Genomic DNA, 11,913 nt, shown 5'->3' on the forward strand with positions numbered 1-11,913 from the left:
AAACAGAGGGATCTGATTTTGCTCTGGTAAAAACAATTCGGGAAGAACTTATTATTCTGAAAGACAGGGAGTTTATCATGTTATATTGGGCCTTAATTTTCTTATTGTTGCAATTGTCGCAGGTTTATTTGGATTTAGAGGCGTAGCATCAGCCGCAACAGGGATAGCTAAAGTTCTGTTCTTCCTCTTTATAGTAATGTTTATTGTGCTTTTGGTCTTTAGTCTTTTGGGTGGCACACCAGAGCCTGTTGTCATTGTAAAACCATAGCTACATCCTATATAAGTCCTGTTAATGATGTATTTTGTTATTTTAATTGATAATCAAGCTGCTTTTACGGAAAGAATTGAAACAGTCGTTGAAGTAGCTTGAGATAGACTCTATAATCTGGCTTGCTCACACACTGACAGGATAAAAAATGAATGTGAATAGTGAAAACACTCAACCAGGCGAAGCTCTAACTACTGAAGATTATTCCAAGGCAATGAATTTTATAGGCCAAAATTTATTGTCATCATTAACTCAATCTGTAGAAAAGTTGCCTCCACAGCTTCGTAATCGCAGGCTGGTTTGTCAGGCTTTGTCTGCATTTTTGACCAATGTCATCTATAAACAATTCCCAGAGCATCGTGAATCATGCCAACAAATGCTTGATGATATTACCAAGCATGTCAGTATGCAATTGGACAAAATCCCTCAACCATCAAAGTAAAGCGGTAGTAGTCTGTATCAGCTAACGTAGTCTGAGTTGAAATGAAATAAATAATGCGTTTCAGCCAGAGTACGCCAATTCGCGAGTGGATTTATCCTCTTGGTTTTACTTTTATTGTAAGATTTCCATCAATTTCCCCAGCAAATCAATTTCAGAAAGAGTTGCTGGGAGGCTAAGAAGACAGTTAGTACCTTTAAGACAGTAACCTTGGATTAACTGTTGAAACCAACCGGAAAAATGATATTGATTGAATTCCCTGATTGCCATTGGACAGATCCGCCTTTGCCATTGGTTAGGGTATACGCTACAGCAAAGCGAGGCTCTGTTGGGTTATTGCTTATATAACTGCAAGTGACTTGACCTGTTGTGCTGTTATAACTGGTCGCTTCATTATAATAATTTCCAAGTTGAGCTGGAACATCATGGGCTAGCGAAATGGATTTAAAATAAATAGGATTATTTTGGGACAAAATATTTTCCATGCCATAACCACCAATGTAATCTCCGAAATTAGTGATGACGTTTGGTGCTCCCTGGGTAGTAGGACAATAGATATCCACCATCAGACCTATAGGGCTTGCTTTGATAACAGGCGAAAAGGTAATAGCAGAAAGCAATAACAACGAGTATACAGGACTAGATTTTTTCATCGAAACTTCCTTTTTCAGTTATTTGATAAGTTGCTGGTTTGACCTATCGCTCTGTTCGTCATTAGTTTAGACTAAAATCATCCTAGCCATATTGTAAGTCAAGACGCACAGAGAATAGGTACAAGGACAATCATGTTGCACGACATTTTGATTGTCAATGCCCATGAGTCTATGCTTAAAAAATAGTCCTTTAAGCTATAACCCAAGTAGACTATTAAGAATTTGGTTTCCCAGCAAGGTTGCCTTGCCCCTCGCCTGATTGATTAATACGACGACTCCCAGTTTTTTTGCAGGTGAAAAACCAATGAAGGTACTAAATCCCTGGTTTGCCCCATTTTTAGTAATTACAATGTACCTTCCTCTTTTCACTCTTTGCCAACCTAATCCCATAACAAAATTTGGGTTGACTACAAAAAATGGTTGTTGGGCATACTGCATCGCAGAAAGTAACTCGGCTGATGCAGTGCCAAGTTGAATGCCTAAATTTGCTTTTAAAAAAGTCAGCATATCCGCTGAAGAAGAACGTAGCGCTCCGCCACCTAGAAAGTTAGCGGGTATATAATAGGGCGCTGGCTTGTTTTTAGGTCGATACCCTTGTGCTTCATAGTGAGACAGAGTTTCTGGTACATCAAAAAAAGTATGAGACATTCCCAATGGCTTGGTAATATTCGATTTTAACAGGTTAGGTAAAGTTTCGTTTGTGGCGTTTTCCAATACGTATCCCAAATACCCAAAACCAATATTGGAATATTTATAATGAGTTCCTATTTTTACTGGAGGACGCCATGTTTTAAGACGGGTAAAGAAGACCTGTATATTGCCTTTATTGACACCAAATTGCTCCATTTGTTTGGGAAAGCTTGCTGTGTGAGTAGCCAGATTCACAATTTGAACCCTGTCAATGGGTAGTCCTTTGGTTTTTGAAAGTTCAGGTGTATATTCAACGGCATAATCGGTTACATTCCATTTTCCTTTCTGAACTTCCAAGGCCACCAGAGTGCTGATGAATATTTTGGTAATCGATGCCAATTCAAAAATAGTATTTTTAGTGACGGGTTTCCTGCTTTTCCGGTCAGCGAATCCAAAATTATAATAATAATCCTTTCCATTATAATAAATAGCAATGGCTAAGCCAGGAGTTTGATGTGTCTCAATAAATGGTTGAACCAGTTTATTAATTACATTATCCACTCTGGACGGTTGCGCCAAAAGAATTGGGCTGCTAAACCATAAAATGAATGAAAAAAAGGATAATTTAATGCATTTTGATTTCATGATTAATTTCTTTTTGGAAAAGTATAATAATTATTTTTCTATTCTTGATTAATTATCAATCCTTTTTAGAAAAGAGCCAAATAATTGCTTCGAGTTGAAATGATGTTTGTTTTAGAACAATACTGTTTTTATGTCAGGGCTATGAAAAAAACCTAAAGTCTTCTCCTGTAGTGTTTTTTGCCAATGGATGTCTTCGACTATTTCCAAAAAACTGAATACAGATACTTTTCCCATAACTTACAATGAGTTACTATTAGCCACCATGGCTATTCCTACTGCTTTTGAACATTTATTTTTAATTCTTAGCGGTTATCAATGGATTACAAACACTTCGGACAAAAAAATCCAGTGTTTGTTGTCATTACAATATTGAGTATCGCCCATAATAGAAAAGGAAGACGTTATTGTTCTCGATAATCAGCAACAACTTTTACAAATACTTTCTGGCTCACTAATTAAAGAGGTAGATAATGTGGATTTTTAAAGATATTACCGACCGCTATTTTAAGAAAATTTTGGATAGCTACCAATTGCAGGCAGATGAAAAAACATACAAAGGCAAAGAAGCGGAATTATTAATTCAACGAAACGAGCTTGCTAGATGTTTGATTAAAACCATTTCATTAATGGAAGTTAAAACCCAAGAGGATTATGCTAACTATTTTAAACGGATCTCTGATGAAATTAACTCGGCATTACAAGCAGCCAAAAATGCTGTCAAAGAATATAATGAAGAAAAGAATACTGATTTCACAACAGATTTGTATGAAAGTTTTTTTACATACAGTTTAGTCAATTTTATTGAAGTGGTAGCTGACCTGTTTCAAAAAAGTCCTTCTATTATTACTCATATCATGGATGAATCATTGTTTTGTAATAATAGAAATGTACCTTGGGTGTATCAGTTTTCTTTTGTATTCTATGACTATATTCTTGATAAGGAATATGAGTTTATAACCGCTAAAGCCAGCAGAGATATTTTTGATGCAAAAAAACAATTGGTTCTTAAATATATCCAGAAGGCGGCCGATCTTTATCCTCGCTATGAAAAAGGAGAGTTCTCTGATTGCCATGAGATGGTGAATATCCTGTTACTTAGCATGCGTTCTGAAGAGAATAATTTACAAAAGCGCAGAAATCAGGACAGTAGCACAAATTCTATGTACTCTTATTTTACCCAAACACTTTATAATGCTTCCGGGAAATTAATGGGTAAAGGTCAACTGGGGCAAAAAATAGATTTATTGATAGAGGAATTTAATGAAAGAGCAATGAATAAGGGGCCATCTTATACTTAATTCTTTATTTTCCAAAGCAAGACAGAAAGGTCACTTGATTAGTAGTAAAAACATCAATTCAAATTGATTTTGTTAATCAGTGACGCTTTGAATTTAAGTCTGTTAATTAGGTTTATTATTAGGAAGTGCTTTTTTATCTTCTAAAATAGTCATTAATCCTGAAATATCATCGCTTTTAAGGAATTCGAGAATTCTTTTAGGATCATGGCCTTCAAAATTCCACTGCCCATAAAATCGGTCATCAGAATGAAACGGCTTATTTCTAATTAACTCGATAGAATGGTGAAGGTGCTTCAGGTTTTTCAATAGTAATATGAAGTCATTTTTATCGTAATTTTTTAGAGCTGCTTTAAAAACAAATATCAAAAAATGTCCAATTTCAATTTCGTTGAGTTTATTGATTAATGCTTTGATACAGGTATCTGTGGAACTGATTTCAAGTAATGACATACGGATAGAATTTAATACGCCGCTAATGCCTGAAATAGGGCATAAATTTTGCCAGTTTTGAATTAATATGGGATATAGACCTGTAAATAATTTAATTTTTAATTCAGGGCTATACTGATGTAATGTTTTGACTAAGGAAGGCTGAGCCCCAAAAAATGCCATTGAGCACCTCAGCCCTTTATTATTATCCCTTTTGCAAATGATGGTTTCTTTTTCTAATTTGTTTTCAGGTTGTTCTATACCTGGATCTTCTTTGGAGCATTTCAATTGAGGTGGGAGGAAGTTTTCACATAACTCGCATAAATAATGTTTATACCCTTTTTCTAAATATTGAGAACTGGAAATAGCTTGTTTTATTTTTTTTAAAAGTTCAACGTGCCCTTGTTGGATACAGTAATCCAATAACTCTTCGGGTTTTTGAAATTTTTCATATAAGCATTCATTACGTCTGATATTTCCATAAGTACCTGTATAAAACTCATGGTGGTCCAAATAGGTTCTGGCCGCTGTTCGTCCTGACTCGATCAGGGCTTCTTTTGTATCTTGACTAAGCGTTAGATTAGTCAAAGCAATGGATGGAGTTTTGATTAAAATACTTTGATGCGCATGCCTCCTCAGTATTTGAAGATCTTCATACCAGTTTTCAGTAACATTGGGATGCCCTGTAATCAATGAGTAGAATGTGTTGCTTAGCCATGACCATTTAGGAATTGGGTTCTGGCTATAAAGAGCGTTCTCTTCAAGCCCATTATCAAACTGCAGGGCAAGTACACTGAAGTCAACATCATCCTTGTGTTTCAAAAAAGTTGTTTTATGCCCTTTTTCTGAAAAACAATGGGCAGGTAAATTATTGCTGATTCCTCCATCGCTGTATATGTTTCCTTGATAGCAGATACGCTCAAAGGCAATAGGTAAATTTGCGGAAATAATAATGGCATCCGCGAGTGCCATAGAGGGTGTTGAATCAATGGAAAACACTTCATGTTTTTGGGTACTTAAATTTGTTCCAGTAATAAATAATTTTTCTCCTAATTCACATTCAGGACATATTTTTTTTATTCTGGCTAAGGTTTGAAATGTTATATTCTCGGGGCAGCTGTATATATTTTCTTCTAAAAAGTTTTGACGTGTTGTAAATCGCGCTTTGAATTTTTCATCGGATATAATATCCATTACTTTTTTTAAAATGACGTAGTTAGCCGCTTGACGCATTAATTTGGCTGAGCTAAGGCCTCCTTTATTAAATATTTGTTTTATGTTATTGAAATTAAAAATGAGCGGGCTATCAAGGAGCTTATCTTCATTAAACCAGGAAATAATTTGTTTTATTTCGGAACAATTATAACCCAGATAAGCAAACGCAGCGACCATTGCACCAGCAGAGCTTCCAGAAAATTCAGTAAACTGTAATCCATGCCTGTTTAGTTCATCCAGGGCGCCTATATGTGCCAGTATTCTTGAACCCCCGCCACTGAAAACAATACGATACGGTATGGGGGCTTGTTCGGTAACAGATATACTAAAATCATAGGGGTCAAAAGTAATATTCAAGGTATCAGATAGTAACCATGTTTCTTTTGTCTGGGGTGGTGTAGACGATTTTGAATCTTTTGATTTGTCTTGCTGAGATACTTCTTGCTTTGTTTTCATACCGATAATCCCTTATATAAAACAAATTCTAAGTTATTTTTTACGATTCTTTTGCTACAGCCATCACAATCAATCGGGTATTTAAAACGCTTCCGTCATAAAGTTTTATGTATTGAGGACTATCTCCTTGTTTAAATTATTGATGTTTCAGTCATTGGGTATTTTAAATCAAATTGAATAGGTTAAGATCTTATGGATCAATAATTAACATAAATGGTCTTTGAGCAGACGTCAACTTGTTTCAACAATTATTGAAAATGAAAATTTGAGTTGATAGAAAAATTATAAAGAGGAGTGATCTAAAGGAAAGTTTTGTTCAAAAAATATTCACACAGTGTTATAATTACAAAGAGACAAGGATGATAGCAAAGAGCCAAACGGACATGAATAGAATGCACATGGGAACAAATAAAGAATTCCCAATTAAATCACATCTCAAGCCATCAAAATCTTGTGGAACTGATGCTTCCAATTGTCAGGTTGAGTTCTTATTAGATGTCATACAAAAACTTTCTCTTGCAAAAGATCTGGAAACAATCATGTTCATTGTACGTAAGGCCGCTCGTACATTGACTGGAGCTGACGGTTCTACATTTGTATTGCGTGATGGCAATCAATGCTATTACGCGGAGGAAGATGCGATCGCCCCTCTTTGGAAAGGCAAACGATTCCCTATGAGTGCTTGTATCAGTGGTTGGGTTATGGAGCATCGTCAGTCGGTTGTTATTGAAGATATTTATTCCGATCCAAGAATTCCTTTTGATGCTTATCGACCGACTTTTGTAAAGAGTCTGGCAATGGTTCCTATTAGAACAGCTGCCCCTTTGGGTGCCATTGGAATTTATTGGGCAGAATATTACCTTCCTACAGAGGAACAATTAAATTGGCTGCAGGTACTGGCTGACAGCACATCCGTTGCAATGGAAAATGTGATGCTGCAATCAGAATTGGAGAAAGGGCAGAAAGAAACAACTGCTCAAATAGAAATGACTAGAAAATTAATGGAAGTCAATAAAAATCTTGAATGTGCCTTATATGAATTAAATCACCGCAATAAAGAAATGCAATGGTTGAAGGAGTTAAGTTCAACATTGCAAACCTGTTTATATATTAAGGAGGCCTATCATTTAATTGCTCTGTATGCTACTAAATTATTACCTGAAACATCGGGAATCTTCTATGTCATGCATCCCTCACGTAATTATCTTGAAGCTATGAGCTCATGGGGCGACTCTGTGATAGAAGAAAGGATCATTAAACCAGATGATTGTTTGGGTTTACGACGTGGCTCGATGTATACAGTAGAAGATCCTCAAAAAGATTTAATATGCCCCCATCATCAAATCAATAGTAGTTTACGGCCTTATACCTGTATTCCTTTATTTGCTCAAAGCGATATTCTTGGTTTGGTTTGTATGGAATGGAACTCTTTTAAAAAGGAAGCAGAGGAAGAAATAAATAAAGAAAATAATCAGGAAATTCTCGCAAGTATGATGGCCGAGCAAATAGCGCTTGGTATTTCCAATATCATGCTTCGTGAAACCTTGCGTAACCAATCTTTACGAGACGCTCTCACAGGGCTTTATAATCGACGTTATTTGAATGAAGCATTGGATCGTGAATTGAATCGTTGCGCAAGAAAATCATTATCACTTGCCGTGCTAATGTTGGATATTGATCATTTTAAACAATTTAATGATAAATTCGGACATGAGGCAGGAGACATGGTGATACAGGCTTTCGCTAATGTTTTACGTCAAATTAGCAGAAAAGAGGATATAGCCTGCCGCTATGGAGGAGAAGAATTTATCCTGATTATACCAGAGATTGAGCTTGAAACAGCATTGCAAAGGGCTCAATCAATTCATGATGCGGTCAGTCGTATTCATTTACGTTATGGAGGAAATGCTTTAACCCAAATCACAATATCCATAGGATTAGCTATGTACGCCATGCATGGCAACAACATGCAAGATCTCATTACCGCTGCCGATAATGCGCTGTATGAAGCTAAAAATTCAGGGCGCAATAAAACGGTGTTGTATCATAAAAATTAGGGTATTTTGTCGTAATCAATACAAATTAGCTGACATGTTTTCATGCATTAATCAATCTATTAAGGCGATGCCTGGATATTTCTGTAATGATTTTCGCGATAGTAACCTCAAAATTTATGTACCTTATTTTCGATATTGGTTGTGTGGTGATTCATCTTTTTCCTGATCCTGGGTTTGTGTGTCTTTAAACAGGCTTAAATTAACAAGAGAAGTGATCCCTGCAGGTGTTATTATGGACACCGTTGACCTTTGAATTTGACGGCTATTAGCTTGTTCACCAGTTGATTTCCTTGTATCTTGCGTTAGAAACTGTAATTGGCTTTTAAACAAATCCAGGCTTTCGATTTTAGAAGCACGTTGCGATGAAAGTTCAGCAATACGCTTGTCACAAGCATCAATTCTTGTTTTATCGTCTTTAATATCAGCTATTTTTTCAAATGCATCTCTTACTGATCTTGGTACATCATGGATTATAAATCGATTTCTTTTAAGAGCACACAGAATCACCTCTTCATCCTCTTTATAATCTCTGGAAAAATTTTTATACAAAACGGGTTGTATTTCGATGGCTGCCATAATAATTTCTTTATCGTTCCTGAATAGATGCGCAGGATCTTTCTTGAGTTTATCCAGATACATGAGAAAAAAGGGATCAGATTTCACCCGGCACAATGTTTGATACCAACTTTTATAGCTTTCCATGAAATTCTTATAAAAATCTTGTGTTGGCAGAGGAATGTAGGGAAAATATTCCTTGAAAAGAAACTCCCACAACTTATCATTTTGTTCATCAGTGAGGTGTTTTTTCATTTCTGATGATGTAAATGTCAAGCTCCATAAATCATTCCAGGCACCAAGGTAGGAGCCAATTACAGTCAGCTCATCTTGACAAAGGTCATTTAATGATTTGCTAACAGGATTTTTTAAATGGGTACTGTCTGTCATTTTTTACCTCCTGATTGTGGTTTTGTGTTTCCTGCCATGTTTTTTGCTGCGCAAATATGACTTCAAGATGACTATAATGCTTTCTTTTTATTAAGAGAATATTAATAGTTAACAATAAATGGTTTTATTTTTTTACTGGGTGATTTTTTTCAAGGGAAGCATTGTAGGTCTTGGTCTGTTAGTTAGATGAATAAAATACTCTAGACCATTCAATGAATGGCTACCTGAAAGGCTGGAAATTGGAGTATTCTGTAGAAAAGGGTCTTTTTATTTAAGTACTTTAGGCAAGCGATTTAAGTGTCGTATAACTCGATTGCGAATAATCAGTATTTGCTTTTTTAAAGAAAGACAGTGAGGTGCTTTTCAACACAGGTTCTATCCTGTGGAAACTGATTAAATCTCCTGCTAAATAAGGTTTGGGTTTTTTACCATTAGTGTAGCACATCTCAGGGTATCGAATATCATTATCAGGATTTTGCATTTCTCTAAATTCAGAAAGGGGATAGGCTTTCTCTGCCCAAGGATCACAAATCACGGCTTCTTCTCCCCAGGTCGAAATATCATTAGGATCAGAACCACTAACACGTCCAATTACTATCAAGCAGTGTTCTCCTATTGATGTTTGACAATAATCAAGCGGCGCGACTCCTCGAGATTGAAGAAAACAGAATGCTGTTTGTGCTTGTTCCCCGCAATTACCAAATCCGTATTTCAAGAGTGCTGCATGAGTAAGTTTGGAGATGATATCAAATCCTGCTTTACCATTATGTGAACGAGCATAGGCGACAGCTTGTTCATGAACCTCTTTCCTTAAGTGAATAATTCTTCCAGGTTCCCAGTTTGGCTTCTTTGAATCTTGCTCAGTATTGGAACCATAAATCAGTTTGGATTTTACATATTTTATCGCGCTTAGGGCTTCATTCAGATTTTTTGTGAGCATAAAAAAATAACATGGGGTAAAACAGGATTATTATTATATCAAATAAAATACAATGTGTTAATATTTTGATCCATTGGGTTTGTTTTTTCATTGTGAGATTTTATTTTTGGGAAAATCAAGCAATTGCGAAGGTCATATAATGGAGCGCGTTTTTTTTGGTTAATAAATAATCAGATTTTTTGTTAGCACAGTTTTTATCCAATAGATGAGCATAACCTAATATATTGGATTTGAGCGTAATCAGTCCATTGTTTTTTATACTCAATCATTGTGGACTGTGTGTTACTAAAGAAATATTTATGAAAAATTTAGATCAAATTGTTTTTTTTAGATTAATGATGTTTGAATATCATTCATATATAATGTCGTCAGTTTTAACAATGAAGGTGTTTAGCACATGAAACCAAGCAGTGAAAAAAGCAAAGAAATTCGTAAAAAATATAAAGCCCCAGGCGCATCTGATGAGCAACTGGCTAATTCTATCAAGGTAGCATCTGAGTTCGAGTATAAAAACAGCAGCACTTTCGGCTGGGGTGGTGTATATATGGTTGACCGATTTCAATCAATGATTACAGGTCGCGCAATCACAAACAATACACAAAGGTTATTGGATGCTCAAACACTTGAAGAAGAAGTATCTAAATCAAACTTAAAACAATAATACATTTATCTCGGGGCAAGTTTTTCACTTTTCTTGCGTCTGATAGTCAAAAGTAAGACTTGAACCCCGGCTTTCTCTTTTTCAGGACTTACGAAACCCTCCAATCTCTTTGTTAAAAAAGTTTTTAATTCGGTCATTTAGTTTATCTAAACTCTCTCACTAAAAACATTTTTTGTCTTGGCTTTGGAGTTTTTCGTAAGTCCTGTTAATATCCCAAGGAAGAAACATTTTTTAATTGGCTGTGCGCAAAGGCTTTCTTAGAAAACCAATGGGCATAATCCTGCATTTGAGGCGTCAAAAACGCTTTAAAATCCCACCCAATTTTTTCATCAGGGTTAAATGGTCCTAATTCGATGTTTTTGGTTTGGGCAAGACCTCTAATCATCCATTCAACAATCGCAGAATTACCACGCCCAACAGGTTGCATACGAGCGAGGATATAAGCAATTTTACCGGCATTTTCTAAAAATTGATTCATTCCTTCTGAAGGCTCCCAGACCAGGCATGCTTGAAAATAGGGCTCAATCAATTCAAATTGCACTTTAAAATAACTGGATTCGCTCGTATAGTTTTCAGCAAAAGGGGTAGGGCAATGATCAATAACAATTGATGTTCTGTTGTCATTTTTCCCATAATCATTGAAAGTTATCGTCAGCACCGTATCATTTTCAATAAATGGCTTGTTTGAATTCAAATTTTTTATATGCACTTGTTCTATTTCATCAGGTTTCATCTTGAACGTTATGGTGTAAATAGAAAAACCTTCGGCTTCTCTATTGTTTTGCTTAACTTCAACAAAAGGATTAGATTGACTGATTAACAAGGAGAGATGCTCATAAATTTTATCCTTTTGAGAAGGAATATCTTTACTGAGGTTGAAATCATCGATTGAGGCAAACCCTGGCTTGTTAAATAAACCAAATTGATGTCTTAGAGGACCATGTTTTAAAAGCTTGGCTACCTCGCGTCTTTTACTGGCTAAAAAAGCATAAGCACAACCGACTTGAGTTAATAACGCTTCTTCCGGGCAGCGAATATCTTCACGCACTTTAGGTTTTATCTTGGGAAACTCTGGTAATAAAGCACAGAATTCATTGATGATGTCTTCACTGTATTTTAACCAAAGATTTTGTTTTGAACGGTCAAAATCTTTTAAGCGGTCAATAGATGAAGCCATATGATTTGAAGTTTCAGCATCGATACCAGGTGGTTTTGAAAATAACAAATTGGTATTAGTGTGTATTCCGGAGCGAAATGATCACCAATTCCGGCGGCAT

Annotated in this window: 10 protein-coding genes and 1 pseudogene; 5 read left to right on the top strand and 6 right to left on the bottom strand. The window is 35.8% G+C overall.

What is annotated here, in order from left to right; genetic code table 11:
* Positions 1 to 77: 77 nt before the first annotated feature.
* A pseudogene (locus CC34_RS01000000116215) lies at positions 78 to 268 on the top strand (DUF1328 domain-containing protein).
* Between the two features lie 148 nt (positions 269 to 416).
* Positions 417 to 710, top strand: coding sequence for a hypothetical protein (locus tag CC34_RS0107040; protein ID WP_027227454.1), 294 nt, complete (start codon positions 417 to 419; stop codon positions 708 to 710).
* 212 nt (positions 711 to 922) lie between these two features.
* On the opposite strand, the gene CC34_RS0107050 is transcribed toward CC34_RS0107040, so the two are convergent.
* The gene (locus CC34_RS0107050; RefSeq protein ID WP_027227453.1) at positions 923 to 1,360 is read right to left on the bottom strand and encodes a hypothetical protein; all 438 of its coding nucleotides are present in this window, start codon (positions 1,358 to 1,360) and stop codon (positions 923 to 925) included.
* Positions 1,361 to 1,555: 195 nt separating this feature from the next.
* Entirely contained in the window at positions 1,556 to 2,635 is a 1,080-nt protein-coding gene (locus tag CC34_RS0107055; RefSeq protein ID WP_028378479.1) for a serine hydrolase, read from the bottom strand.
* Between the two features lie 470 nt (positions 2,636 to 3,105).
* Between CC34_RS0107055 and lem24 the strand changes: the two genes are divergently transcribed.
* On the top strand, positions 3,106 to 3,933 hold the full coding sequence (gene lem24 / locus CC34_RS0107060; RefSeq protein WP_028378598.1) for a Dot/Icm T4SS effector Lem24: 828 nt from the start codon (positions 3,106 to 3,108) through the stop codon (positions 3,931 to 3,933).
* Positions 3,934 to 4,035: 102 nt separating this feature from the next.
* Here lem24 and CC34_RS0107065 read toward each other — a convergent pair whose 3' ends face one another.
* Positions 4,036 to 6,033 (bottom strand): patatin-like phospholipase family protein, encoded by a 1,998-nt coding sequence (locus CC34_RS0107065; protein ID WP_028378597.1) that lies wholly within the window; start codon positions 6,031 to 6,033, stop codon positions 4,036 to 4,038.
* Between the two features lie 359 nt (positions 6,034 to 6,392).
* Between CC34_RS0107065 and CC34_RS0107070 the strand changes: the two genes are divergently transcribed.
* Complete coding sequence (locus CC34_RS0107070) at positions 6,393 to 8,090, top strand: sensor domain-containing diguanylate cyclase (RefSeq protein ID WP_028379311.1); 1,698 nt, start codon at positions 6,393 to 6,395, stop codon at positions 8,088 to 8,090.
* A 123-nt stretch (positions 8,091 to 8,213) separates the two neighbouring features.
* Here the strand turns inward: CC34_RS0107070 and CC34_RS0107075 are convergent, their stop codons facing one another.
* Together CC34_RS0107075 and CC34_RS0107080 are read right to left on the bottom strand one after the other, a co-directional pair.
* Positions 8,214 to 9,035 (bottom strand): DUF4116 domain-containing protein, encoded by an 822-nt coding sequence (locus CC34_RS0107075; RefSeq protein WP_027227448.1) that lies wholly within the window; start codon positions 9,033 to 9,035, stop codon positions 8,214 to 8,216.
* 280 nt (positions 9,036 to 9,315) lie between these two features.
* Positions 9,316 to 9,975, bottom strand: a complete 660-nt coding sequence (locus CC34_RS0107080) for a hypothetical protein (RefSeq protein ID WP_027227447.1) — start codon at positions 9,973 to 9,975, stop codon at positions 9,316 to 9,318.
* Positions 9,976 to 10,372: 397 nt separating this feature from the next.
* On the opposite strand from CC34_RS0107080, the gene CC34_RS0107085 reads away from it, so the two are divergent.
* Positions 10,373 to 10,636, top strand: coding sequence for a hypothetical protein (locus tag CC34_RS0107085; RefSeq protein ID WP_027227446.1), 264 nt, complete (start codon positions 10,373 to 10,375; stop codon positions 10,634 to 10,636).
* Between the two features lie 205 nt (positions 10,637 to 10,841).
* On the opposite strand, the gene CC34_RS01000000116220 is transcribed toward CC34_RS0107085, so the two are convergent.
* Complete coding sequence (locus CC34_RS01000000116220) at positions 10,842 to 11,879, bottom strand: hypothetical protein (RefSeq protein ID WP_050598202.1); 1,038 nt, start codon at positions 11,877 to 11,879, stop codon at positions 10,842 to 10,844.
* Positions 11,880 to 11,913: the final 34 nt, after the last annotated feature.

It is taken from the genome of Legionella pneumophila subsp. fraseri (assembly GCF_000586315.1).
Lineage (GTDB): Bacteria > Pseudomonadota > Gammaproteobacteria > Legionellales > Legionellaceae > Legionella > Legionella pneumophila_B.